We start from the raw sequence: 26167 nt of genomic DNA, 5'->3' as shown, positions 1-26167 counted from the left end.
CCTGGCACGCATCCTGCGTTATCCGTTTTCAGGCGGGATACTGTCGCCCGCGCCAAGTGTCCGCTGCATCAATACCGTGTCCAGCCAGCGCCCGTGTTTGTAGCCTACGGAGGTTAGCGTACCGGCCACGGTGAAGCCCGCCGATCGGTGCAGAGCGATGGAGGCCGCGTTGGCGCTGTCGCCCACATTCCCGACCATCTGACGAAAGCCCCGGCTTTCTGCCCAGTCAATCGCGTGCGCCAGCAGGCGTTTACCCACACCTTTCCCCTGAAAAGCCGGATGGATGTAAAGGGAATCTTCCAGGGTAAAACGATAAGCCGGGCGCGGACGATAAAAGCCCAGATAACAGTAACCGCAAACCTGGCCGTCTTCGATGGCCACAAACCAGGGCAGTCCGGCGGCACGGATTTTTTCTAACCGGCTGGCGAGTTCGGCTTCATCAGGCGGATCCAGTTCAAAACTGCCCGTGCCATGCACAACATGGTGAGCATAAATCTGTTGCAGGGCGGGAATGTGGTCATCCTGCGCGAGCGTGATGTGCATTCTGCGATCCCGGAGTGAGCCAGTAAGGATCATGACAATACAAAAGACAGGCAGGAAAGGCTACCGGCCTGTTTTGCCGGGTAAGATCCCTGTCGCAGGACGGGGCGTCAGGCACCACTCCTGCCAGGCGCGGTTTATCGCTTTTGCACCTACCAGACGGCACCTGGGCAGGCTAAGTCCCTGATACAGGAGGTGATAGCGACGGCGATTGCCCGGCGTCACCCAGGTGATATGCCTGAGCATGGCGAGATTGATGTGATCGGTGCTGCCTTGCAGCGCCCCGGCACGCGGCGTGGTGGCACAGCAGCGCCGGATATAACGCAGTAAACTGACAGGCATCGCGAGATCCAGCAGGATATAGCCCGTTGCGCGCGCCAGTCTTTCGGGCAGGCAGCGCGTATAATTGCCTTCGATAACCCAGCGTTCTGCACTTATTGCCTCGCGGTGAAGCTGTAAAAACACGGCGTGCTCTCTGGGCTGCCAGTCGGTATTGGGCTGGTGATAAAGCTGATCGAGATGAATAACGGGCAGCGACTGCTTTTCCGCAATCGCCACGGCCAGGGTAGATTTACCGCTGTTTGAGGGGCCCATGATACAAATGCGCGGACCCAGATGTGCAAGCGGCGGCAACGGTGTCATCAGGCGAAACCTCCGTCAAGGCTGTGTTTGCGCCTCAGTATACGCGGAAAATGTGCGCCAGCCATCGTGCCTCAGGGCCGGTTGGGGTCAGACCGATCCCGCTTTCTCGATCACCAGTACGCGCGCTTCGCCCTGTGGATGGGCAACATGTTCCGTGCCCACGCTGGCATAAAAAATATCCCCTGTCTGCAAGCGCACTGTCCTGATGTATCCGTTTTCCTTGTAGTGCATCTCTACACAGCCATCCATCACCGCAAAAACTTCCTGACCGTCATTGATGTGCCACTTGTAGGGTTGATCCGTCCAGTGAAGCCGTACGGTTGTGCCATCAAAGTTAGCGATGTCGAGTGCACCCCAGGCCCGGTCGGCTGAGAACGCTTTGCTGATATAGGTTTTCATGGTTTTTCCGTTATGCGCAGTGGTAAGACATGGATGAGGTTATACCGCGTGAAGTGGGGCAGGGCTTGCAAAAAATTGCGGAAAACTGAGGCGAATCAACAAAGCAGGTACGGGATGAAAGCGTCAGGGCCGGCGGGAAAGCAGACCTGCCCTGCGGGCAGGTCTGAAGGGCGGATCAGAAATTTACGTTAGCGCTGATTCCGCCGACAAAGGCATCTTTCACGTCGCTAACGGCACCCGGCGCAACAACGTATTGCAGGTTAGGACGCAGTTGCAGCCATTTGGTCAGCTGCGCGTTGTAATAGATTTCGTAGTTGTACTCCGAACCGTCCTGAACAGGCAGATAGGTCGGGCTGTTAAAATCGGTCTGCCCGCTGGCGTCGTTCTGTTCACGCAGCGAACGCGTGTAGGCGCTGTTGACGTGAATACGCGCCGCGCCGATGCCAATCTCATCCTGCGGACGGGCATCGAACGGTCCTTTCCAGGTGAAGCTGACGGACTGATAGTTATCGGTTTTCGAGGTTTTATGGTCGTTCATCACCGCCTGAACCGTCACGCCCAGACCCCGGCTGGCATCGCCGCCCTGCGCCGTCAACTGCTGCTGCAACAGGACATAGCCGCCGTAAGCATGATTTTTGCGCTGGTAAGCGCCGTCACGCCAGCTGCCATAGTTGTCGCCATTTGCGGACGAGTAGTAATAGCCGATACGATAGTTACCCGGCAACTTGTCGGGGCCTAACGTCGGTTTCCAGCCTAACTCGACCGGCACCAGATTCCCCTCTGAGTTGCTGGTATCCAGCCGGAAACCATCGCCACGGTCGTAATTCGCACGGTTTTGATTGTAGAAACCGACCTGGAAAAACACCTCTGGCGTAACGTTGACTTTTAGCCTGCCGCCCCACTGCGAAACCGGCCAGTTAAACCAGCGATCGCCGCGCCAGTTACCGGCCTGGCCGCTGCCAAACGCCAGGTTCTGGAACTTGCTGTCGAAGTTATCGAAATCTTCGCCGACGGTAACGCGTCCGGCTTTCAGATTGACCGTGTTATCGAACAGGCCTTTGCTTAACCAGAACTGCGTCAGGCGCCACGTCTGGCCACGACCGTACACCTCCTGGGTAGAAGAGAGCATCCCGGTGCGGCGATCGGCCACCTGATCGGAGATGTTGCGGCCATTGCGATCGGTAATGGTGACCTGGAACTGCGTATCCTGCCAGTCGAGGAGTTTTTGCAGATCGAAATTGGCACCAAACGCCCACTGGTCGCTGTAGCGCATCGAGGTATGGCTGTCGGCTCCGCCACCCAGATTGGCGGCACTTTCCATGGTGTAGTTAACATCTAACTTAATGCCGTCGTTTTCTAACTGCGTTCGGTTACCGCCCCAGTCGCCAAACAGGTAAGGTGAGTCATAGCTAAAGGCATCGGCGGCCAGCGCGGAGGCGCTCAGCATCGCAAACATCAGGCTGCCCGCGGCCAGGCGAGGCATAAACTGCACTGCTTTTTTTGTATTCATTAGCGTTATTCTTTATGAAATGACAGGAAAAGACAGGGCAGAGAATAATGCTGACTAAATGTCAATTTTTGCAAATCTGTGCGTATGTAACTGCAAAGTGGTAAGGAATTAACGCAATTGTGACAGTTATCGCTGAATGAATATTTTTATAACTAAAAAGGCATTTATTGCGAGGCAAAGTGAAAGGGATGCCGCGGCATCCCCGGGGGATTTATGGCTTGCTGGCCTGGGACAGCTCTTCAATTTCTTGTTTGCTCAGCGTCAACTCAGTGGCTTTGACCAGTTCATCAAGCTGCGACAAGGAGGTCGCGCTGACGATAGGGGACGTAATACTCGGGCGCGCGATGAGCCAGGCCAGCGCCACCTGTGTGGCTGACGCATCATGTGACGCCGCCACGTCTTCCAGCGCTTCAACAATGCGTTTACCGCGTTCATTCAGGTACTTATCTACAATACCCTGACCGCGCGCGCTCTTGCTGGCATCCTGCGGTTTTTTATATTTGCCGCTGAGAAAGCCGCTGGCCAGCGCGTAGTAGTTGATCACGCCAAGCTGATTCTCACGCGCTACCTGCTCCAGCTCGCTTTCATATTCTTCACGGTCGTAAAGGTTGTAGAGCGGTTGCAGGGTTTCGTAACGCGCCAGCCCATGCTGTTTGCTGATGTCCAGCGCCTCCTGCAGTCGCGCGGCGCTGTAGTTGGAGGCCCCAATAGCCCGGACTTTGCCGGCTTTGATCAGGGCGTCAAAGGCGGTTAACGTGTCGGTCAGTGGCGTGGTTTCATCATCGCGATGCGCCTGATAGAGGTCGATCACGTCGGTTTGCAGACGGCGCAGCGAGTCCTCGACGGCCTGGCGAATATACCCAGGTTTCAGTCCCTGCTTCTCCGGTGACATTTCGATGCCGACTTTGGTCGCCAGCACTATCCTGTCGCGTTTACCGCTTTTCTTCAGCCATTTGCCGATGATGGTTTCGGATTCGCCCCCCTGATTGCCGGGCGCCCAGCGTGAATAGACATCGGCGGTATCGATAAAGAACAGGCCTTTTTCCACCAGCGCGTCGAGCAGAGAAAACGAGGTTTTCTCGTCTACCGTCCAGCCAAAGACATTGCCGCCAAAGGTCAGAAGCGGCACAGAGAGGCCGCTGTTGCCGAGGGGGCGGGTTTTAGGCTGCGTCATAGCATTCTCCTTTATTAAACGTATCAGGTGTACTTATCAGCTTAGCAAAGGTAAATCGACAGCTTTTCATTCGGTTTGTCCGCCAGTGCGGCATAACAAGGTAGCAAAGGTCACTTTTACCGCTGGCACGGCAGCGCCCGTCCTGAAACGTGCAGGCACACAGCCCCGCGAATGCCAGAAAACCCGATACCGTAAAGCGAGGGATTTTACATTCAGAAATCTGGCTTTACCGACGTGGACAAAATCGTTGCTGACGGGCCTTAGGGCTTGGGGTTATAAGAATACCGAGCTGGTGTGATGCGACCTTCACGATGATCGGGCAAAACGTCACAGGAGACGTGGCACTGATGAAACCTCATAATCTGTCTGGCTTCACATCCACGCCGCGACGTCGGTTCATAAAACGCAGCGCGGCGCTGTTGCTGGGTTCCGCATTGCCGATACCGGCCTTCGCGGCCGAACCGGCTTTCCCCCCCTTAAAGCGCATAGCTGCGCAGCGTCATCTTCTGTTTGGGTTCGCGGTCCGGCCCGAGCGTTTGCGGTCCGATGCGCATTACCGGCAGTTTGTGGCCAGCCAGGCCAATATTATTGTTCCGGAAAACGCGCTGAAGTGGGTGGTCGTTCAGCCTGAGCAGAATCACTACGATTTTTCTGGCCCGGATACGCTTGCCGCCTTTGCCAGAGCGCAGGGCCTGCTGCTACGCGGGCATACCTTTTGCTGGCACCGCGCGGTGCCGGACTGGCTGCTGGCGATTCGCGATGCCGCGCTGCTGGAAAAAGTGTTGAGAGACCATATTCATACCGTCGCGGGGCGCTATCGGGGACAGATACAGAGCTGGGACGTGGCGAACGAGATTATCAACCTGTCTGACGGTTTGCCTGGCGGATGGCGCAACAGTTTCTGGTATCAACGTCTGGGAACGCGTTATCTGGATATCGCCTGTGACGCGCTGCATCAGACCGATCCTCACACCGTCATTTGCTATAACGATTACGGGCTGGAAAGCGACCATGACAACGCACAACGAAAACGCGACGCTGTGCTGGCGCTGCTGCGCAATTTGCAGGACAGACAGATCCCCATTGGTGCGCTGGGCATTCAGTCTCATCTCAAGGCCGGTCCGCAGTACGCGTCTGGTCCGGGACTGGCGACATTTATTCGTGAAGTGAAAGCGCTGGGCCTGGCCGTGTATATCACCGAGCTGGATGTTGATGACAGCCGCCTGCCGATGGCGCGCCGCGCCATGGCGGTCGCCAGCACCTATAAGCGCTATCTTTCGCTTGTGCTGGAAGCCGGTGTCGACGCAGTGCTCACGTGGGGTGTCTGGGACACGCCCCACCGGACGGCGGCGACGCCGAAGGCAAGCGATGGGCTGGCCACCGGACCGTTGCTGTTTGCTAAAGACGGCCAAATCAAAGACGCCAGCTGGGCAGCGCTGCATGCGCTACGCTGATTAACGCGTTGCGGGTGCCGCTCTGGCGGCAATCCACTGTCGATAACGCGCGGGTGTCATCGCCATCACCTGATTAAACGCTTTGCGAAAGCTGCTTTCGTCAGAATAGCCACAATCGGCGGCCACCTTACGGATGCTTACGGTGGGGTTTTCCAGGAGAAGACAGGCACCTTCAATGCGGACCCGGGTAATAAACGCCTTAGGACTTTCGCCGGTCAGCATTTTCATTTTACGGTGCAACGTACGTTCGCTGGTATGTAACGCAGAGGCCAGCCGTTCTGCCGTGATGCCTGGCTGTTGATAGCGAATAATCTCTTCCGCCCGCATCAGCAACGGGTGCTGAGTGTTAATAAACCCGGGCGGCGCATACAAACGTTGCGACACGGGCTGGGCATCGGCAACGGCCATATCAGCAACCTGTCTGGACACGTCCGCCCCCAGTATCCTGTGCAGCAAATGCAACGTGAGCGCGCTCCACGAGAGTGGGCCACCCGTAGTAATGATATTTTCCTGTTGTTCGAGCGTTTGTCCCCATACCGGACGCGCATCCGGATAGCGCTCCCGCAGGGTCGGAAACAGCCACCAGGTGGTGGTACAACGCCGACGACTGAGCAGCCCCGCTTCGCCCAGCACCAGACAGCCCGCGCAGGCGGCACCGACGATGGCACCCTGATGGTACATTTTTTTTATCCAGGTCCCCGCCTGTATGACCGCTTCCGGATGGTGCGGAAACCGATCGCGGCCCAAGGCCATTCCCCCGACCAGGACGATATCTGACGCCTCTGCCTGGCTGAAATCAGCATCGACATGTAGCCATCGTCCCTGCGCATCGCGCACGGGCTGGCCATCAGCACTTACGATTTGGACCTCCAGCGGCGCGCGGGTCAGTTGCGCCGCAGTATCGGGGCGAGACGCAATCACCTGGCGCGCAATCCATAAGGTGTCACAAAAGCCGTTGACGGCAGAAGGCAGGCTGCCTTCCAGCGCCACAATCGCTATGCGCATAGCCAGTCACTCCTTATGGCGAGTTTTGCCTGTTAGTTGTCTTATTCGCCATCTTACACGCTCTTTTCGCCCGATCTACCATGGTCAGCATGAAAACGGCCACAGGAACAGGCGAGATGCGGCGAAAGAGCAGTAAGGCGAAAAGATTAAAGCATGCGGTGCTGCTGGGGCTGACGTTATTGAATGTGCCGCTCGCTGCGCAGGCGACGGTGAAAAACATCGTCTTAGTCCACGGGGCGTTTACTGACGGCTCAGGCTGGCGGGCGGTGATTTCACGCCTTCAGCACAAAGGTTATCACGTCACCGCCGTTCAGAATCCATTGACCTCATTGCAGGATGACGTAAAGGCGACGGAGGCGGTCATTGCGCGTCAGCAAGGCCCGGTGCTGCTGGTTGGGCATTCCTGGGGCGGTGTGGTGGTGGCTGATGCTGGCAACGATTCGCGCGTAAGGGGCATGGTTTTTCTCTCTGCGCTGGTGCCCGACAGTAATGAATCTGCTGCCGGGCTGTTGCAACGACTTCATGCCCCGATGACGGCAATGAGGCCGGATAAACACGGGATGATCTGGCTGGATAATGCCCAACAGTTTGGTGAAATGCTGGCCGGCGACGTGCCTGATGCGCGGGTGCGCGAACTGGCTGCGGTACAACAACCTGTTGCGGCGAGCGCTTTCACTGACAAGGTGACGCGAGCGGCATGGAAAAGCAAACCCACCTGGTATTTGTTGACCACGCAAGACCGGGCGCTGCCGCCCCGTGTCCAGTCTGACATTGCTGCGCATATTGGCGCACGCGTTCAGCGTCTCGCATCTAGTCATTTATCGCTGGTTTCACATCCTGAACAGGTGGCTGCGTTTATCGATCGCGCGGCCAGAACCCTTCCATCCTCATAGCACCATCACTCTCAGGGGAATCCCATGAACAGATTACTTCATATTGACGCCAGTATTTTCCAGACGCCGTCGGTTACCCGGCAGCTTACCGCGGACATCGTCAGAAAACTGTTGGCAAAGTACCCCGCTGCTCAGGCGACTTACCGTGATGTCGTGGCCGAGGAAATCCGTCCTCTTAACGCGGCCATCGCGGCAGGTTTCAGGGCGGGAAACGACGACAACGTCAGTGAGTACATAGCAGAACAGCATCGCTTATCTGACCTGCTGGTGGCGGAGTTTCTTGCCAGTGATGTGATTGTCATCGGTGCGCCGATGTACAACTTTTCGGTGCCTGCCCAACTAAAATCCTGGCTGGACCGGATCGCGCAGGCAGGCAAAACATTCAGTTATACGGCACAAGGCCCGGTGGGATTGTCAGGTGGGCGAACCGTAATCGTGGCGTCGGCGCGGGGCGGCTTTTATCACGGCGGTTCCCTTGAAGAGTGGGATTTTCAGGAACGGTATCTGGCCGCTTTTTTTCGGTTTTTAGGCGTTGAGCATATTCATGTTATCCGTGCAGAAGGGGCTTCAAAAGGGGAAGCCATTCAACAGCGTGAAATCGGCAACGCGTTTAATGCCGCCAGCACGCTCATCCAGTCACTTGCGTTGTAATCCACAGGAGAACCTTATGCTTTACATTGTTACGCTGAGTTATCGTGGTGCCGCCGCCGAACGTGAAAAACACAGCGCGGGTCATAAAAGCTGGCTGGTGGAGCACATCAAGACGGGCGAGGTGGTTTTGGCCGGACCGCTGGAAAATCAGCAGGGCGGCGTTGTGTTGTTTCTTGCCTCTGATGAGCAGGCTGTTCGCGACAGGTTGACCGAGGATCCCTTTGTGGCGTTGGGACTGGTTGATGTGGCTGTCACGGGCGTTCATCCAGCCCTGGTTTCTTCTGTGTTTGACGCCGACTGGGGCAGTGAAACGAAGGTCGTTGATATGGCCCACCGTGCCTGAAGCCGTTTGCCGCGGAGCAGGGCATCGCTCCGCGGCAGGTCGATCAGAATGACTGCCAGTTATCCGCTGACGGTGCGGTAGACACAGGCGTCATAACGGGTTTTTTCAAAGCTGTGCTGCGGGACGTCGCCAGACCTGTGGTCGGCTTTCTGCCCGTGTTAAACACGGAGACCGACTGACGTAACTGCGTAGCCTGATCTTCCAGTGAGGCTGCCGCACTGGCCGATTCCTCTACCAGCGCCGCGTTTTGTTGCGTGACGCCGTCCATTTCCGATACCGCTTTCGTCACCTGTTCAATACCGCGTGTCTGCTCGGCCGAGGCCGAGGCAATCTCAGCCATCAACTGGGTCACGCTGTTAACGGAATGCACAATGCTTCCCATGACATCACCCGCTTCGGAGGCATGAGTCGAACCGCTGTTGACACGCTGCGTCGATTGTTCAATCAGCGTGCGGATCTCCTGCGCCGCGCTTGCACTGCGTCCCGCCAGTGAACGCACCTCACCGGCGACTACAGCAAAACCGCGCCCCTGTTCGCCTGCGCGTGCGGCTTCGACCGCAGCGTTAAGCGCCAGGATATTCGTCTGGAACGCAATGCTGTCGATAATGCCGATGATGCTGGCAATCTGTTTAGAACTTTCACTGATCTGCTCAATATTGGAAATCACCTTCGCCACAATCTGGCCACCCTGCGACGCCATCACCGCGGCATCGTTCGCCATCGCGGTGGCCTGCTGTGCATTTTCCGCGTTCAGTTTTACTGTCGAGGTCAGTTGCTCCATGCTGGCTGCCGTCTCTTCCAGTGCGGCTGCCTGTTGCTCTGTGCGGGCAGAGAGGTCGATGCTGCCGGCCGATACTTCTGCTGCGCCGGTGAAAATGGACTGTGTTGCATCATCGACAGAACGAATCGTCACCACCAGCGCGCTGCGCATCTCTTCCAGTTGGCTGAGGAGCCGTCCGGTTTCATTGTGACTGTCGCTGGCGATCTCACGGGTCAGATCCCCGGCAGAGATCGCGCGCATGTAGTCGGTTGCCAGAGTCAGAGGTTTCAGCAGCAGTGTCCGCAGGCCAGCCCATACGCTGGCAACGGTCACCAGAGCAATAACTGCGATAATCAACAAGGTCCACAGCATATTGGTGTAGTTGTGATCGTTTTCTGCGGCGATTTCCTTCATCAGCTGATAGTTAGCGCTCCGCCAGGCCTGATAAGCCTTATCCAGCTGATCCTGCGCTTCCTGTGCATCAAGATTGCCGTAAGCCTGATAGTTGTTATTTCGCAGGAACTCGACCGACGCGAGCATGGTATCGTGCATTTTGCTGTAAGCCGTCTGAACGTTTTGGGTCAGTTCCGCATGCTGTCCGGGTAAGGGCGGGGCGGCTTTGTAGGCTGAAAAATACTCATCGGCTTTTTCAGCAGATTGTTTCGCTGTGTCCAGCAGTGTGGCAATTGAGGCCAGAGATGCCGGATCCTTCTGGTTTTTCAGAAAACGAATAGCCACCCGGCTGACGGTGACACGCGTCTTTATCAGCGTCTGCACACTGTCGCTCAGTTGCTGTTGTTGTAGCGTCAGTTGTTCAGTGTGAGAAAAGTTGCGTCCCGCCTGGCTGACAGACGAATAAAAAAGCGACCCGGTAAGCATTAACAGCGCACTGAACAAAAACAATACGGCAATAATGCCCGTTGTAATTTTAAGGTTTTTAAACATGGCGGCGATACCTGATAAACGTGGATACAGGTATATCGGTATTTAACGGATTACCTTAATAGTGACGCCATAAATAATGTGATCTATAACGATTAGTTTAAAAATAAAATGACGCTTTCAGGAAAAGCGTGTTTTTTTAATAGCTTGGCATAGTCACAAAAACGGGGGTGATCAAGGGTCCGTTTATGCAGAAATGTACCGGGAGTTACGTTTTTTTCGCGCAATAATAAGATGAAGGCTTGTATGAGACATTTGCGCGTTATTATTTTTCGCTGCCCTCATACGTGACCGCAATCTGACGTTGTGTCCGTCTTCGCTGTATAAGCCGTGCTTCACAGACAGGGGGCTGAAAATAGGTATGGCAACACCATCTGTTATTTGCCCACCGCTGAGGCCGCTCAGCCTGTTTGCCGCTGAGGGACGTTTCTGACAATCTTCCGCAATGCTTCTTTCCGGATGGCCCTTAACCCGAGCGGGCCGTCAGGGTGAAATGGCATATCAGCGTGTTTTTGTCGTTATCCTGCGCATCACCCCCATCCAGATCAAGAAACAAGAATAGTTATCATTTGTATAATTCCTGCCTTAGTTGTTAACGGTTGGGATATATCTGTGAAAATCAAAACACACACCACCTATCGTGTCAGAGGCTACCAGCCTTCTGTTGATCCCGCCTGGCGGCAAAAATTACTAACCATGGGCGTGCTGCCCGGCACGCTGATTGACGTTATCCGTACTGCACCACTGGGCGATCCCGTTCATATCCGTACGCGTCGCCTCAGTCTGGCGGTGCGGCAACGCGATCTGGCTTCGGTTCTGCTGGAAGAAGTCCGCTGATGAAAACATTAACCCTGGGTCTGATCGGCAACCCGAATACCGGTAAAACCACGTTATTTAATCAGCTTACCGGGGCCCGCCAGCGCGTAGGGAACTGGGCGGGCGTGACGGTAGAACGCAAGGAAGGGCAGTTCTTTACGGCTGAAACGGATGTACGGCTGGTTGATCTGCCAGGCACGCGCTCGCTTACAACGCTTTCGGCGGACAGCGCCATCGATGAAAGTATCGCCTGTGGGTATCTGTTTGAGGATCACGCCGACCTGGTGATTAATGTGGTAGACAGCTCAAACCTGGAGAGTCATCTTTTCCTGACTTTTCAGCTACTGGAGCTGGGCATGCCCTGTATCGTGGCGTTAAACATGCAGGATATCGCGCTCAGCCAGAATATCATCATCGACAGGGCAGCGCTGTCAGCCCGGCTGGGGTGCCCGGTCGTGGCGCTGACGTCAACACGTGGCGAAGGCATCGCCTCGCTTAAACGCGCCATTGACGACTGGCAGGGAGAAAGACCGCCACAACCTCTGGTTTATCCTCGTGAAATTGAGACGGCCATCGCGCGCCTGCAAACGATGATGCCTGCGGACATCGCCAGGCAAAAGCAGCGCTGGCTGGCGCTACAGCTGCTGGCGGGTGACATTAACAGTCAGCGCATCTGTCCCACAGTCGTCCCCCAACTGCCGGCGATCAGGCAGGCGGCGGGCGGCGATCCGGCAATGCATGTGGTGAACTGTCGTTATCAGGCTATCAACGCGCTCTGCGCCGCGGTCTGTAACCTCAATAAAGCCGCACCCGCTGCGCTGACTGAGTGGCTGGACAACCTTGTGCTGAACCGGTTCCTGGGAATACCGGTTTTTCTGGGCGTGATGTATCTGATGTTTGTGCTGTCAATTAACATCGGTGCAGCCTTCCAGCCTTTGTTCGACAGCGGATCGGTGGCGCTGTTTATTCATGGCGCGCAGTGGCTGGGCTATACCTGCCACTTTCCCGACTGGGTAACGGTCTTCCTTGCGCAGGGCATAGGGGCCGGGATTAACACGGTGTTGCCGATTCTGCCCCAGATCGGCCTGATGTACCTGTTTCTGTCTTTTCTTGAAGACTCGGGGTATATGGCGCGTGCAGCGTTCGTAATTGATCGCCTGATGCAGTCGCTGGGTTTGCCGGGGAAATCCTTTGTACCGCTTATCGTCGGGTTTGGCTGCAACGTGCCTTCAGTAATGGGCACGCGCACGCTGGATACACCCCGTGAGCGCTTACTTACCGTGCTAATTGCGCCCTTTATGTCCTGCGGTGCGCGGCTGGCGATTTTTGCGGTTTTCGCCGCCACCTTTTTTGGCGCCTGGCGCGCCAGCCTGGTTTTCTCTCTGTACGTGCTGGGCATTATCGTGGCCATCGTCACTGGGCTTATCCTGAAAAATACGCTGCTGCGCGGCGAAGCGTCACCTTTTCTTATGGAGCTGCCGGTCTACCATCGCCCCCATGTGAAAAGCCTGCTGATCCAGACCTGGCAACGTTTAAAGATGTTTATCGTGCGCGCAGGTCGCGTCATTATTGTGGTCAGCATGGTGATCGGATTACTCAGCAACTTTTCGTTTAGTGGGGCAACCGTAGACCATATCAATGATTCTGCGCTGGCTACTGTGAGTAAAGTCGTCACGCCAGCCCTGCGACCAGTCGGCGTGACATCAGACAACTGGCAGGCCACGGTCGGGCTGGTGACAGGCATCATGGCGAAAGAAGTCGTGGTCGGTACGCTGAACAGTCTTTATGTCGGCGAAGATGTTCAAAGCGGCGCGTTTCGCCCGCAGGACTTTTCGCTGTCGGGTGAGTTAGGTGACGCGCTGAAAGAAACCGGTGACAGCCTGAAGAGCGCATTCAGCCTGCGTGCGCTGGCCAACCCTATTGAAGCGAGTAAAGGTGACAGTACAATCAATGCGACGCAAATGGGCGTGATGAGTGCGAAATTCGGCAACGGCTTCGCAGCGTACAGCTATTTGCTGTTTGTGTTGCTCTACGTTCCCTGCGTATCGGTGATGGGCGCAATAGCCCGGGAAGCCGGGAAAAACTGGATGTTGTTTTCCTTTTTCTGGGGCCTGAACGTTGCGTACTCCGTTGCTACGCTGTTTTATCAGAGTGTCAGTTTTCGCCTGCATCCGGGGTTTAGCGCGCTGTGCCTGATGAGTGTGGTCGTGCTTAACGGTCTGGTCATTAGCCTGCTGCGCCACGCAGGTGGACGTGTGCGCACGAAGCCGGTTTCCGCACCGCTCACCTCATCGCGTAAGACAGGATGTGGCGGCTGTACGGGATGTGCTGAGCACCGGCACGCCAGCGACTGAGGACGACGGGGATGCGTGCGTCTGCCCATGATAACCGTGGACAGACGGAGCCGCCGGAAAGCAATGACGATAAGGTTACCAGTCTGATCGCACGGCTTCCTCGGTCGCCGTTGAACGAAGAGGCAATGCCGGAAGCATATTTAGCGATTCTCTCCGCGACCCGGGCGGAATCAATCTCACCGCAGAAAGCCAGTCCATGCAGCCCCGGGGTGTGCCAGTCCACGCATATTTTCAGGCGCTGAGATTTTTTATATGCCCCAAAAAGTTAAACGTTAATTAAACACTTCTGTTTCTTCTGGCATATTTATTTATTTTTACTGGACACGCGTTGTTTTTTATTAATGTGTCATCTGAGATATGTCGATTTTTATAAGGAAGTTCTTATTAATTTTTTCCGGGAAAAGTGTCTTCCATTTTTCACTTTACTGGCTATTGTCTGAATGTTCTCTTTACGCTTTACATTGCGAAGGTGGCTTATTGCGGAAACGGTCCGCGCCTGAGTAGAGTATCATAGACAGGATCTCTGTATTTCCGCAGGGTTCAGTAACGCCATTTTAAATTACAGAATACTCTTAGTTTTGATGTCATCCTCATGTTTATGCTGTCTTTTATTTCCTGGTTTCATGCTATACATATTTTGATACAAAAATTGGCGATGTGCATACAGATGACTGATTTAGAGTAGCGAAAAATTTTTACGAATAAAAATAGCTGGAACTAACCGACACTTTCCCTGCGCTACACTTTAATAAATATGTCACACCAGAGGTTATATGTTTAATGATCAACACGCCCCTTTAGTGTCATTTATCGTGCCTGTTTATAACGGCGCGATGTTTATTGAACGTTGCGTCGAGAGTATTCTTCAGCAACCTCATGCTGAGCATTGCCAGCTTATTTTAGTCAATGATGGTTCAAGTGATAATTCACTTGAGCTAATGAGAAAATACCAGAATTATCCTGGCGTAGAGATTATAGATAAGCCCAATGGCGGCGTTTCATCGGCACGTAACTGCGGTCTGGATGCTGCGCGTGGCACATTCCTCTCTTTCATCGATGCCGACGACTTTCTGCCTTCAGGTGTGCTGGATACCTGGCTGGGGCTGATGAATGAAGACGTCATTCTGGCCGTAGGCGAATCCCGCACCTTTTCTCATGACGGCGAGCCGCTGTCCGGGGAGCCTGAAGAGACCGCACTGCGCAGTCTGCGCGCTGATAAGGCGATCGGTGAACTGCTCTACCACACGCCGAAACACGGTATCTGTGACAAGTTTTTCCGCCGGACGATCGTGCAACAGCAGCAGTTACGCTTTCGGGAAGATATCTTCAACTTTGAAGATCTGCTGTTTGTGATCAGCTACCTGTCCGGTGCCCCGCAGGGACAGGTCGTGTTCAGCCCTCGGGTCGTCTACCACTATGTTGAGTCACACGATTCCGCAACGCGCTCGGCGCTCAAAGAAAAACACTTCACTTACGTCCGGGCTTTTACAGGGATTAAACGCGTCTTGCTACGGCCGCAGGAACGTTATTACTACTTCTTATTTCTGAAGGTTACGGCCTCGCACATCTATAAAGCCCTGTATAGTGGGACGTTCAGCGCGGCATTCGTCAGGCAGTATATTGAACTTTACCGGCAAAACTATCGTGCCTATATTGCCGCGGGCGTGCTCCCAGACGCCTGGAGCCTTTATTTTACGCTTTTCTACCTGTCTCCACGCCTGGTGTCCGGGCTGCGTCATGCCGTACAGACTCTGTTGAGGGCGCGTTCGTGAAACAAAAGCTGCAAAACTCGTTATGGATGATCATTGAGAAGCTGGTTGCGGTATTTGGCCTGATGTTTGTAACGTCCTTCGTCGCTAAGTACGTCGGGCCTGTCACGTTTGGTGTGATCGCCATTTCCATGCTGATATTTCAGTTTATCCAGTCTGTGGCGATGATGGGCTGCGACGTCATCCTGCTCAAGCGCATTGCCCAGAATCACCGTTCTGGCATCCGCCTTATGGTGCCGGCTGTCATTTTGGTGTTTAGCCTTTACTGTGTGCTCTCTACCATTGGCATTGTGGTGATGCGGGAAGAGATGAACTCGCAAGCGTTTGTCTTTATCTGCGCGGCGGCACTGGCTTGTCTGTTCTCGGCTATCGATCTGGTTAATATCTACAATGAAGCGGTGTTGAATGCGAAGCTGAACGTGATGGCTAACCTTACCGGTCTCCTGATCAGTCTGGCTATCCGTTATGGGATTTCCTGGTTCCAGCTCAAACCGGAATTGCTGGCCATTCCCATTGTGCTGGCTACCTTCATTCCTTTCCTGATCAAACTCTGTGTGTTTAGCTGGCACCAACGACGTACGCATGAGAAGCCGCCGCTTCCCCGACTCACTCATATCCGACGTTACAGCGGGTATATTTTGCAGGCCGGACGATCCCTGGTGCTGTCGGTGATTGCGATTACGATTTATACCCGGCTTAACCAGCTCAGCGTTTCATGGTTCTTAGGGTTAAAAGAGGCGGGCATCTTTTCTGTCGCGATGACGCTGTCGGTGGCCTGGGTCTTTTTACCCAACGCTTTACTTGCCTCGTTTTATCCCGCGTTGTTTGCCGAACGTGATCCTGATGTGGCGATTGTCCGCGCGCAGAAGTTACAGCTAATGGTCATTGCCGTGTCGGGGGCCGTTATCGGCGGTATCGCCCTGATCGGCCCCTGGTTTATCCGGCATTTCTACGGCGCAGCTTACACCGAAGCGATTGCCCCGATGGTGTTATTAAGCATCGGCGCCATGTTTGGTGTACTAAGCAGCGTCATGGATCGCTTCATTATTAAATACAATGGCTATCGCTACCTGATCAAAAAAACGTTCTGTGTGCTGGCGGTATGTCTGATCACGACGGTGACACTGGTGCCAGCCTTCGGCATTACTGGTGGCGCCATAAGTGTGGTGATTACTGAGTTTATGGCCTTTACGCTGTTAAACTATTTTTTCCGTGGGCAGCCGATGATGAAGATTCACAAAATATTCATTCAACCCGGAAAACTGTGGTTTCTTATTAATCGCTCGCTCTTTTCTGGGCGGTGACGCAGATATTTCTTAAAGATATGCGTTGTAAGACGTTTAAATAAAACGTCTTGAACGGCATCTTTAATATAACGCGTTTTTTATCTGCGCGTGAGTAACGTTAATATCCTGCCATGTGGCGGGAGGATGTACCCTGCCTGTTCGTTTTTTTTTAATTGTCGCTTAATAAAAATGAAAGCGTATCTTCATGATCCGAATAATGCCCGTTTACGGTCAGTTTAATTTCGCGCTTTTATAATCTTAGAGTGGGTTAATAAATAATTAGATGCTTATTTTCTTTTCGGTTATCAGGAAAAGGAAAGGCTTTTATTTTCATTATCTTTTTCGCCTTTTTAAGGGCGGCAGGCATTAGGGCTGGTTACGAGGTTTTGAAATGAATGATAAATATTTATTCAGTATAATAATACCTGTTTATAATGCTGAAAAGACGATTATGCGTACCCTGCAAAGTCTTCTCCTTCAGACATGCAAAGATTATGAAGTTATCCTGGTGAATGATGGCAGCAAAGATAACTGCGCCTCTGTTCTTGATGAATTTAAACACTATAAAAATTTTAATGTTATCTCGCAGAGTAATGCCGGCGTCAGCGCAGCGCGAAATGCAGGCCTGGAAGTGGCTACGGGAGAATACGTTATTTTTGTTGATGCTGATGACTGGGTTGATGATGACTTTCTGGCTATGTTTCATCAGCACCTTTCTCAGAGCGTTTCACAACCTGTTGATTTACTGGTGGGGAACCTCAGGTGCTCGCGCGTGGGTAGCCTTTCCACCTATGGCCATTTCGGCCATCAGTCTATTCCTGCTGTGCTGGATGAGCTTGAGTTAAGTGATAACATTGGCTATCTCCATAACAAGTGCTACAGAAGAAAGTTGCTTGAGGATCACCAGCTCCGCTTCACTAAAGGAATATCGATGAGTGAAGACCTGCTGTTTAATCTCAACTGTCTTTACTATGTCGATGATCTGTTTATTTTTGACAGTGCATCTTATCACTATGATGATGTGGAAAACTCGCTGTCGAAAAGACGCGTCCCGTATGAAGAATTGCTGGATCGTAAGCGTTACCTGACTGATCTGTATGAAAGGTTATTTGTTAAATATAAAAACGAGGATTTGTCGCTTTTCTCTACTGGTGTCACCAAACGTAAGCTCACCCTCGATATGCAAATCGTTACCGCCATGTATTACACCACGCTTAACATTAATGAAATCCGGAAAAGTATCAAACGGATCAAAGAGAAACGCTATCCGGCAAACGTACTGGCATTATTAAACAGAAGCGAGAAAGTGAAGTACCACGTCATGAATGTGAATGCCAGAGTGGCTTATCTGGTGTTGTATATGCTATTCAGATTACGGTTTTTTTAACTTCCGGCTTTGTCATTCAGTGTCGGGCCCTCGACGGAAATGGCGCATATTTTGGCGAGGTGAATTTCCGTAGGGGGCTCTGTCATCGCGTCAGTATTTTGCTATTCAACGTTGGGTCAAATGCCGCAATGCTGAAAAGGGGCCGCGTTTTCACTGTCGCGTCGGTCCCCGATGCAGGGCAGGCATTGCATTCATTCCGCAGCCTGATCGTGAACGTCATAACGAAGATGACCGCGCGCAAACGCAAGGCGAGGCTGGAGATGGCGTTATGCATTGACCTTCAGGCCCTGAATAGCCGACTCAACCTGCTGAGTCGCTGCGTGAAAGCGCTTCCTTTAATGTGCACTATTCCCTGCGCGTCACAGCACTGGCAGGCCCAGGTGTGACTTCTCAGCACGTCTGAGAGAGAGTTATGGCCACGCGCCCGAGCCGTGCTGACGACCTCGGAAAATATCTGCTGTCCATAACGCTTATCCGTCTCGTCGGCCGCTCCGTTTCTGCCACGTATCAGATAACGCCAGCATCCTGAAGGTCACGCCCAGGTGTCTTTGCATGTTCGCCATGAAAAAACGCATTTAGTTCAGCTCTGGATTGCCAGAGGCATCCGAAATGCTCGACGTAGAGACGCGCCTTCAACGTGCTGAGCAGCACGATGTCAGCCCGACATGCTACTCTGAGTGTAAGTAACATGGGGCATGTTCTTTTCATTCTTACCGATGCCCGTGCGTCACGAAGCGGTGAGCAGGGGGGAAATCAACGACATGCAGGTCAGGTGACAGGTGGCTTTCTGGTTGCGGCAGTGACAGCGTTTGTTGTCGCACAGTTGAAAGCCATCGCTTACGCCAATCGGTTATCACCCAGCCAGGCCGCCGCTTTTTGTGTCGTCAGGCGTCTTTGCGGGGAACAGCAGCAGGCCGATGTTGATGCTGGTCGAAGCGTTCATGGCGAATCCTGAACAGTGAAAAATGTATCATCGCTTTTTCTTGTTAAAAGGCAATGCCTCTGAATCCAATACAGGAAAGGGCGCATGACTACAGAGGAGGAGATGGCGAATGCAACCGCTATCACAGGCAGGCTGTCATGCAGAAAGGGCGACTGGTCATGATGAACGTAGAAAATTCACTTTCTTGCGGTGCTAAGGCGCATTATGAGTGCTAAAACGTAAAAACCCCCGCCGAAGCGAGGGTTTCAAATTTGTGGTGCCCGAACCCGGAATCGAACCAGGGACACGGGGATTTTCAATCCCCTGCTCTACCGACTGAGCTATTCGGGCAACGGGGCGCATTAAACCGTAAAGGCCGCAGGCCGTCAACGGCTTTCATGAAAAAACCCTGTAAAACGTGACTGATTGCCTGAATTTCAGTCAAAGGCGTTGAAACTCACGCCAGTGCACCATTTTTACGGCACAGGGCAATGCTTAATATATCTTCCGCCAGACGTTTAGCGACATCCACATCCTGCGCATTGCGCTTGATCAGTAGCTTGCTTAAGCAGCCTTCCAGCACCAGCTCCATTTGATCGGCCACCATACTCGGGTTATCCAGACCCAGCGCATTTAAAATAGTGTGGGTAAATTCCCAGGAGGCGCGCTTCTGTTTTTCTGCCAGTTGATGAATGGGTTGATCGGGATGCGGATAGAAGCTGCAGGCGGCGATAAACAGGCAGCCGGGAAAGCGTCCCTTGGTGACATGCTCATTTAACCCTTCGTAGCGCGCCATTAACTTCTGTTCGGGTCGCAGTGCGCTGTTTTGTAATACCTCTTGTCGCCAGCTGTCGATTTGCTGGGCATGAAACTGCAATGCGTCGTAGAGCAGTGCGTCGCGGTCAGCCCAGAACTGCTCAAGTTGCTGCTCGCTGAGTCGCATCTCTTCGGCCAGGATTTTCAGCGACGAAGTGGACGCTAAGCCATTTTGTTCAAGCACGTTTAATGCATGGTCAAGTATCTGTTCACGTTGCAAACCGTTCTCCTCTGCGATGCAGGCCCGTTCAGGTCAACGGGCTGTGTCCAGGTTCCAGTGTTGTTTACTCACGCAGTTTCTGCAAATGTTCGTCAAAATCCTTTGGCTTCAGGAAACCGGTGATACGTGAACCGGGAATTTCTTTTCCCTGAGCATCAAAGAATAAAATCGTGGGCAGCCCCAGCACGTGAAGATGTTGCAACAGCGCATTGTCGGTGGCCGTGTTCGCTGTGACGTTAGCCTGTAACAACTGGACATCTTTAAGACTGGCACGTACCGCACTGTCGCTAAAGGTATACTTCTCAAACTCTTTACAGGCCACGCACCAGTCCGCGTACAAATCCACCATCGTCATGCGGCCCTGTGTGTGTTGCAGCGCCTGATCTAACTGGCTAACCGTTTGAACAGACTGAAAGGGAAGGTGCGCGACAGTTTGCTGTGGCGCGTCATTGCCAAACGCCCAGTCCTGCAAAGGGCGAGCGCTGATCAGGGCGGCGATCAGCATGAGCATTTGCACGATGCGCCATTTGCCGCCGCTGGCGCGCAGGCTGGCACTGAAGGCCCACGCAAAAAAGGCGACGCCCAGCAGGCTCCATAAGCGCACGCCCCACAGCTCACCCAGCACCCGTTCCAGCAGGAAAACCGGCAGCGCGAGAATAACGAACCCAAACCCTTCCTTGACGGTCTGCATCCAGGGGCCGCTTTTAGGCAGGAAGCGGCTACCGAACAGCGTCACGGCAATCAGCGGTAAGCCCATGCCGATGGCATACAGCCACAATGTACCGGCACCCGCCAGCAGGTTACCGCTCTGTGCGATATAGAGCAGGATGGCACTGAGCGGCGCGGTGGTGCAGGGGGAACAAATTAAACCTGCCAGCGCGCCCATCAGGAAAACGCCGGGCAGTGAGCCGCCCTGCTGACGGTTGCTCCACAGCGTCAGACGGGTTTGTACGCTGGCGGGTAACTGTAGCGAAAACAGGCCAAACATCGACATGGCCAGCACTACAAACAGCACGGATAAACCGATCAGGACATAGGGATGCTGTAAGGCCGCCTGAAAACGCAGGCCAGCCGCGGCGACTGTCACGCCGAGCAAGGTATAGGTAAGCGCCATTCCTTGCACATAAACCAGGGCCAGCGCGAACAGGCGACCCAGCGAGTTGTTACGCTTACCGCCAAGGATAATGCCCGAAATCAGGGGATACATCGGTAAGACGCAGGGCGTAAATGCCACACCGATACCAATCAGCAACGCCCACAATGGCGAAAAGGGGAGCGGGCTGGCGGTGGCGGGCGGGCGCTCCCCTGAGTCTGCATCCGCGCTGGCGACAACGGACGTGAGTGGAATGCTGCGCGTTTCAGGTGGATAACAGAAGCCAGCGGCAGCACAGCCCTGATACGTCACGCTCAGCGTACTGCCCCTGGCGGCCTGTTGCAGCGTGACGGGCACGTTCAGGTTCTGCGGATAAATCTCGCTCTTACCAAAAAATTCATCTTCGTGTGGCTGACCCGCTGGCAAGGCCACAGGCGCGATACGCGCATTGTTGGCGACGACCCTGATTTGCTGGCGGTAGAGATAGTAGCCGTCTTTAACCTTCCAGTGCAGATTGAGCTGTGCGCCCTGTTGGTCGAAATCAAAAGCAAAAGCCTGGTCGACGGGCAAAAAGCGGCTGGTGGTTTTGGGGGCAAACAGGTCAGCCTGCGCCTGCAGGCAGATAAACAGGGCCAGTATCAGGGTAATTAAGCGAGCGATGCGTGCAGCCATGACAAGTATTCACTGTCTCCATGTTGAACCGGAAGCACCAGCAGTTCTGGTACGTCATAAGGATGTGAGCGCTTAAGCAGATCGAGCAATGCCTGCTGATGAGCTGTATCGCATTTGAGTAACATCTGAACTTCGCTGGCCTGCTCCAACTGGCCCTGCCAGACGTAGTACGAGGTGGCACCCGGTAAAAGGGTGACACAGGCGGCCAGTCTGGCCTTCAGCGCCTGGGTGGCAAGCTGCTGCGCGCACGCCTGGTCAGGGGCGGTGCAGAGGATGACAACGGCATTCATCATGAGGCTCCTGTTGAAAATCGCGTCGATGATAGCACGTTCACTGTGCGGCCGGGACTACAGCAGAAGCCCACCAAAAATAAAGCCGAACACGACAGACAGGGTGATGGCCAGCACGCCGGGAATGATAAAGGCATGGTTGAACACGAACTTACCGATTCGGGTCGAGCCAGTGTCATCCATCTCAACGGCGGCTAACAGTGTGGGATAGGTCGGTAACACAAACAGCGCTGACACGGCGGCAAAAGAAGCGATAGCTGTCAAAGGGGTGACGCCAAGGGCTAACGCCGCAGGCAGCAGGGCTTTCGCGGTTGCTGCCTGAGAATAGAGCAGCATCGAAGAAAAGAACAATACCAGCGCCAGCATCCACGGATAGGTTTTTAAGGTATCCCCCGCCAGCATCTGGATATCCGCCAGATGGGCTTTGACGAAGGTATCGCCGAGCCAGGCTACGCCCATGACGCAGACGCAGGCACTCATACCGGATTTAAACGTACTGGCGCTCAGAATCGCGCCGCTGTCAATATTACAGGTCAGACTAATCAACGTGGCAATAGTGAGCATAAATACCACAATCGCTTCGTTGCGCGGCAGGGGCGGATTGACGATCAGGTTTACGCTTTCGCTGGTAATGGTCGCATAGATCACCACGGCAGCAATCCCGACCAGGAACAGCAGGACAGACTTTCTGGCGCCAGGTCTGGCGTGATAGACGGTTTCCCCACGCAGGGCCACGTCGCCTTTCGCCAGGCGAGCCTGATAAACGGCGTCATCTTTCAGCTCTTTTCCCAGAAAGTTAGTGACCAGCGCGGCAAGAAACAGCCCAATCATGGTAGCCGGAATGGCGATGGCCAGCAGCATGATATAGCTGACGCCGCGCGGTTCGAGCAGCGTGGCAAAGAAGACGACCGCCGCCGAGATTGGCGAGGCGGTAATGGCAACCTGAGATGCGACAACCGCCATCGACAGCGGACGAGAAGGACGCACGCCTTGCTCTTTCGCCACCTCGGCGATGACCGGCAGGGTAGAGAAGGCGGTATGACCGGTGCCCGCCAGTAGCGTCATCACATAGGTGACCAGCGGGGCAAGAAAGGTGACATAACGGGGATGACGACGCAGCAGGCGTTCGGCAAGGCTGACCAGGTAGTCCATGCCGCCAGCAACCTGCATGGCCGCAATCGCCGCGATGACCGCCATGATGATTTCAATCACATCAAACGGAATGGCGCCTGGCTTCATACCAAAGCCAAGCGTCAGGATGAGCACGCCCATGCCGCCCGCAAAGCCAATACCGATCCCGCCAAGACGCGCGCCCAGCCAGATCGCCAGTACCACGATAAACAGTTCAACCAGGAACATGTGCCACTCCCGAAATGATGATGAGCCGAAAAGCAAACCCATCCTTTTAACAAACAAAAAGGCACATCGTTTTGATTACGATGTGCCTTTTACACCAGTAAGCGCAATTACGCCTTACTGTTCGTTTTCATCGGTATAGCGTTTCGCCTTGTAAACCGGATACATCAGGTTTTGCACAGAGAAAATATCATCCAGCTCGCTTTCGGTCAGCAGGCCGCGCTCCAGCACCACCTCGCGCACGCTTTTGCCGGTTTCGGCGCAAATTTTACCCACGATGTCACCATTATGGTGGCCGATATAGGGGTTCAGATAGGTCACAATCCCAATGGAGTTAAACACGTAGGCTTCGCAGACCGCTTTGTTCGCCGTGATACCGTTGACGCATTTTTCCAGCAGGTTATAGCAGGCGTTGGTCAGAATGCTGATCGATTCAAACAGCGCCTGACCGATGACCGGCTCCATGACGTTGAGCTGAAGCTGGCCGGCTTCCGACGCCATCGTGACCGTCGTATCGTTACCAATCACCTTGAAGCACACCTGATTGACGACTTCAGGCACCACCGGATTCACTTTAGCAGGCATGATGGAGGAACCGGCTTGCAGCTCCGGCAGGTTAATCTCGTTCAGGCCCGCGCGTGGGCCGGAAGAAAGCAGGCGCAGGTCATTACAGATCTTCGACAGTTTGACAGCCAGGCGTTTAAGCGATGAATGCACCATGACATAGGCACCGCAGTCTGAAGTGGCTTCGATCAGGTCTTCGGCGGGCACTACCGCGAGGTTGCTGACTTCCGCCAGTTTCTGCACCGCCAGCTGCTGGTAACCGTCCGGCGTGTTCAGGCGCGTACCGATAGCGGTTGCGCCCAGGTTCACTTCCAGCAGCAGTTCGCCAGTGCGCAAAATGCTTTTCGTCTCTTCATTCAGCAGAACGCTGTAGGCATGGAACTCCTGGCCCAGCGTCATCGGCACCGCATCCTGTAGCTGGGTACGACCCATTTTTAAAATGGTCTGGAATTCATCCGCTTTACGCTGAAACCCGTCCGCTAACTGACTGATACCGTCGAGCAGTTTCAGCAGTGAGCTGTACACGGCAATACGAAAACCCGTCGGATAGGCATCGTTAGTGGACTGGCATTTATTTACGTGGTCGTTCGGGTTCAGGTACTGATATTCGCCTTTTTGATGCCCCATTAGCTCCAGACCAATATTCGCCAGTACCTCATTGGTATTCATATTCACCGAGGTGCCTGCGCCGCCCTGATAAACATCAACCGGAAACTGATCCATGCAGCGACCGTTGTTCAGCACTTCATCGCAGGCCTGAATAATGGTGTTGGCGATATCACGCGGTAAGGTTTGTAGCTCTTTGTTTGCCATCGCCGCGGCTTTTTTCACCATCACCATGCCGCGAACAAACTCAGGAATGTCACTGATTTTGCTGTTGCTGATGTAAAAGTTTTCAATCGCACGCAAAGTATGAACGCCATAGTAAGCATCCGCCGGAACTTCACGCATGCCTAACAGGTCTTCTTCGATACGAATGTTGTTCGCCATGATAACCTTCTTGTTGTCACTGCTAACCATCGCAGATGATGTGTTTGTTTTGTGGGGAAGCGCCAGAACCGCTATTTTATCCGTATTCAGGCAGGTGAGCACGATCCTATTCTGACAGAGACGCAAAGCGCGAACAGAGATCACCTGTCTGGCCGCGTTACGTTAACAATATGTGAAATTGCTCACAAAAATAACCCGTAAGCAAAAATTTGCCGGTTGCGGTTGAAATTGACGATCAGAATAACCATCTCTGTTTTTTACCTTTTTCACATTCATATTCCACGCTGTCGGGTTAACGACCGGGCAGCCTGACTCACAGGAGAATCCGGTGCGCTGGTTACCGTTAGTGATCTTTTTCGTACTGGCCTGGATTGAGATCTCACTTTTCATTCAGGTTGCACACGTCCTGGGCGTGCTGCTCACCATGCTGCTGGTGGTTTTCACCTCCTGCATTGGCGTGTCTTTAGTCAAAAATCAGGGCATGAAAAACTTTATGCTGATGCAGGAGAAGCTGGCACGTAATGAAAGCCCGGCACAGGAGATGATCAAAAGCGTTTCGCTGATCATTGCCGGTTTCCTGCTGCTGCTGCCTGGTTTCTTTACCGATATGCTGGGGCTGCTTCTGCTGCTGCCACCGGTGCAAAAGCACCTCACGCTGAAGCTGATGCCGCATTTGCGCGTCTGGCGCGGGCCGGGAGCGGGCCCGGACAGTGGCTATACCATGGATGGCGAGTACGAACGTAAAGATACCGATCGTCTTGAACACCATGACGATCCTAAGGATCGTTAATCCCTACCCTGCGCGACGTCGGGTCGCGCTTTTTGTTTGTTCGCCCGCCCGTTTGCCACCTTTGTTCAAAAAGTCATCAGTCGCATCATCAGGCAAAAAAAATTTGTAGGTTCCCCCCTTGAAAGAGGGAAAGCGCGGCCCTATCTCTCTGGTCACGAGGCCGGAAGCCACACAGCCCGGTATTCAACCCAAAAATGAATGATTGGACTTCTCAAAGGAGAGCTATCAAATGAAAATTCGTCCATTACACGATCGCGTAATCGTGAAGCGTAAAGAAGTGGAAGCTAAGTCAGCGGGTGGCATCGTGCTGACCGGTTCTGCTGCAGGCAAATCCACGCGCGGTGAAGTGCTGGCTGTGGGTAAAGGCCGTATTCTTGAAAGTGGCGAAGTGAAGCCGCTGGATGTGAAAGTGGGTGACGTTGTGATTTTCAGCGAAGGCTACGGTGCCAAAACGGAGAAAATCGACAATGAAGAAGTCCTGATCATCTCTGAAAGCGACATTCTGGCGATTGTTGAAGCGTAAGTTTTA

24 protein-coding genes and 1 tRNA gene are annotated in these 26167 nt (G+C 53.8%); 12 read left to right on the top strand and 13 right to left on the bottom strand.

Annotated elements, in window-relative coordinates:
* Window positions 1–18: 18 nt before the first annotated feature.
* The 5 genes from GC090_RS18470 to GC090_RS18450 form a co-directional block, all read right to left on the bottom strand.
* Window positions 19–543, bottom strand: a complete 525-nt coding sequence (locus GC090_RS18470; protein WP_205957176.1) for a GNAT family N-acetyltransferase — start codon at window positions 541–543, stop codon at window positions 19–21.
* A 60-nt stretch (window positions 544–603) separates the two neighbouring features.
* Window positions 604–1182 carry a P-loop NTPase family protein gene (locus GC090_RS18465; protein WP_033739110.1) on the bottom strand — a complete coding sequence of 193 codons (579 nt, stop codon included), beginning with the start codon at window positions 1180–1182 and terminating at the stop codon, window positions 604–606.
* A gap of 87 nt (window positions 1183–1269) precedes the next feature.
* On the bottom strand, window positions 1270–1581 hold the full coding sequence (locus GC090_RS18460; protein ID WP_324020613.1) for a cupin domain-containing protein: 312 nt from the start codon (window positions 1579–1581) through the stop codon (window positions 1270–1272).
* A 175-nt stretch (window positions 1582–1756) separates the two neighbouring features.
* On the bottom strand, window positions 1757–3091 hold the full coding sequence (locus GC090_RS18455; RefSeq protein WP_033739112.1) for a carbohydrate porin: 1335 nt from the start codon (window positions 3089–3091) through the stop codon (window positions 1757–1759).
* Window positions 3092–3302: 211 nt separating this feature from the next.
* Window positions 3303–4265, bottom strand: a complete 963-nt coding sequence (locus GC090_RS18450; protein ID WP_324020612.1) for an aldo/keto reductase — start codon at window positions 4263–4265, stop codon at window positions 3303–3305.
* A 347-nt stretch (window positions 4266–4612) separates the two neighbouring features.
* Here GC090_RS18450 and GC090_RS18445 point away from each other — a divergent pair, with 347 nt between their 5' ends.
* Entirely contained in the window at window positions 4613–5719 is a 1107-nt protein-coding gene (locus tag GC090_RS18445) for an endo-1,4-beta-xylanase (protein WP_324020611.1), read from the top strand.
* Here GC090_RS18445 and GC090_RS18440 read toward each other — a convergent pair whose 3' ends face one another.
* Window positions 5720–6724 (bottom strand): GlxA family transcriptional regulator, encoded by a 1005-nt coding sequence (locus GC090_RS18440; RefSeq protein ID WP_058707854.1) that lies wholly within the window; start codon window positions 6722–6724, stop codon window positions 5720–5722.
* A gap of 116 nt (window positions 6725–6840) precedes the next feature.
* Between GC090_RS18440 and GC090_RS18435 the strand changes: the two genes are divergently transcribed.
* Genes GC090_RS18435 through GC090_RS18425 form a run of 3 tightly spaced genes read left to right on the top strand, consistent with a single transcriptional unit; the run spans window position 6841 to window position 8611 of the window.
* A complete protein-coding gene (locus GC090_RS18435; RefSeq protein ID WP_033739121.1) occupies window positions 6841–7617 on the top strand; it encodes an alpha/beta fold hydrolase in 777 nt (258 codons plus the stop codon).
* Window positions 7618–7641: 24 nt separating this feature from the next.
* Window positions 7642–8268 carry an FMN-dependent NADH-azoreductase gene (locus tag GC090_RS18430; protein WP_033739123.1) on the top strand — a complete coding sequence of 209 codons (627 nt, stop codon included), beginning with the start codon at window positions 7642–7644 and terminating at the stop codon, window positions 8266–8268.
* Window positions 8269–8284: 16 nt separating this feature from the next.
* The gene (locus GC090_RS18425; RefSeq protein ID WP_006121607.1) at window positions 8285–8611 is read left to right on the top strand and encodes a YciI family protein; all 327 of its coding nucleotides are present in this window, start codon (window positions 8285–8287) and stop codon (window positions 8609–8611) included.
* 43 nt (window positions 8612–8654) lie between these two features.
* Here the strand turns inward: GC090_RS18425 and GC090_RS18420 are convergent, their stop codons facing one another.
* Entirely contained in the window at window positions 8655–10316 is a 1662-nt protein-coding gene (locus GC090_RS18420; RefSeq protein WP_033739125.1) for a methyl-accepting chemotaxis protein, read from the bottom strand.
* A gap of 609 nt (window positions 10317–10925) precedes the next feature.
* Between GC090_RS18420 and GC090_RS18415 the strand changes: the two genes are divergently transcribed.
* From GC090_RS18415 to GC090_RS18390, 6 genes are all read left to right on the top strand, one after another.
* Window positions 10926–11150: a FeoA domain-containing protein gene (locus GC090_RS18415; protein ID WP_110268055.1), complete on the top strand. Its 225-nt coding sequence runs from the start codon at window positions 10926–10928 to the stop codon at window positions 11148–11150.
* Window positions 11150–13483: a Fe(2+) transporter permease subunit FeoB gene (gene feoB / locus GC090_RS18410; RefSeq protein ID WP_205949882.1), complete on the top strand. Its 2334-nt coding sequence runs from the start codon at window positions 11150–11152 to the stop codon at window positions 13481–13483. Before GC090_RS18415 ends, feoB begins: the two co-directional genes overlap by 1 nt.
* Before the next feature lie 773 nt (window positions 13484–14256).
* A complete protein-coding gene (locus GC090_RS18405; RefSeq protein ID WP_039338999.1) occupies window positions 14257–15255 on the top strand; it encodes a glycosyltransferase family 2 protein in 999 nt (332 codons plus the stop codon).
* Window positions 15252–16556, top strand: coding sequence for an oligosaccharide flippase family protein (locus GC090_RS18400; RefSeq protein ID WP_039338998.1), 1305 nt, complete (start codon window positions 15252–15254; stop codon window positions 16554–16556). The genes GC090_RS18405 and GC090_RS18400 overlap by 4 nt, the downstream gene beginning before the upstream one ends.
* Before the next feature lie 373 nt (window positions 16557–16929).
* Window positions 16930–17925 carry a glycosyltransferase gene (locus tag GC090_RS18395; RefSeq protein WP_324020610.1) on the top strand — a complete coding sequence of 332 codons (996 nt, stop codon included), beginning with the start codon at window positions 16930–16932 and terminating at the stop codon, window positions 17923–17925.
* 688 nt (window positions 17926–18613) lie between these two features.
* A complete protein-coding gene (locus tag GC090_RS18390; protein WP_172913047.1) occupies window positions 18614–18880 on the top strand; it encodes a hypothetical protein in 267 nt (88 codons plus the stop codon).
* A 242-nt stretch (window positions 18881–19122) separates the two neighbouring features.
* Here the strand turns inward: GC090_RS18390 and GC090_RS18385 are convergent.
* From GC090_RS18385 to aspA, 6 genes are all read right to left on the bottom strand, one after another.
* Window positions 19123–19198: transfer RNA gene (locus GC090_RS18385), tRNA-Phe, on the bottom strand.
* A 106-nt stretch (window positions 19199–19304) separates the two neighbouring features.
* Entirely contained in the window at window positions 19305–19883 is a 579-nt protein-coding gene (dicD, locus tag GC090_RS18380; protein ID WP_324020609.1) for a division control transcriptional repressor DicD, read from the bottom strand.
* A 64-nt stretch (window positions 19884–19947) separates the two neighbouring features.
* On the bottom strand, window positions 19948–21648 hold the full coding sequence (locus tag GC090_RS18375) for a protein-disulfide reductase DsbD (RefSeq protein WP_324020608.1): 1701 nt from the start codon (window positions 21646–21648) through the stop codon (window positions 19948–19950).
* Complete coding sequence (cutA, locus tag GC090_RS18370; RefSeq protein WP_006121705.1) at window positions 21624–21938, bottom strand: divalent cation tolerance protein CutA; 315 nt, start codon at window positions 21936–21938, stop codon at window positions 21624–21626. Before cutA ends, GC090_RS18375 begins: the two co-directional genes overlap by 25 nt.
* A 57-nt stretch (window positions 21939–21995) precedes the next feature.
* Window positions 21996–23297 carry an anaerobic C4-dicarboxylate transporter gene (locus GC090_RS18365; protein WP_324020607.1) on the bottom strand — a complete coding sequence of 434 codons (1302 nt, stop codon included), beginning with the start codon at window positions 23295–23297 and terminating at the stop codon, window positions 21996–21998.
* Window positions 23298–23411: 114 nt separating this feature from the next.
* Window positions 23412–24848: an aspartate ammonia-lyase gene (aspA, locus tag GC090_RS18360; protein WP_033739147.1), complete on the bottom strand. Its 1437-nt coding sequence runs from the start codon at window positions 24846–24848 to the stop codon at window positions 23412–23414.
* A 328-nt stretch (window positions 24849–25176) separates the two neighbouring features.
* Between aspA and GC090_RS18355 the strand changes: the two genes are divergently transcribed.
* Window positions 25177–25638 carry an FxsA family protein gene (locus GC090_RS18355; RefSeq protein WP_006121708.1) on the top strand — a complete coding sequence of 154 codons (462 nt, stop codon included), beginning with the start codon at window positions 25177–25179 and terminating at the stop codon, window positions 25636–25638.
* A gap of 229 nt (window positions 25639–25867) precedes the next feature.
* Window positions 25868–26161 (top strand): co-chaperone GroES, encoded by a 294-nt coding sequence (locus tag GC090_RS18350; RefSeq protein WP_006121709.1) that lies wholly within the window; start codon window positions 25868–25870, stop codon window positions 26159–26161.
* Window positions 26162–26167 lie beyond the last annotated feature (6 nt).

It is taken from the genome of Pantoea sp. JZ29 (genome assembly GCF_035190385.1).
GTDB lineage: Bacteria > Pseudomonadota > Gammaproteobacteria > Enterobacterales > Enterobacteriaceae > Pantoea > Pantoea stewartii.
This window is presented reverse-complemented; position numbering and strand designations above follow the sequence as displayed.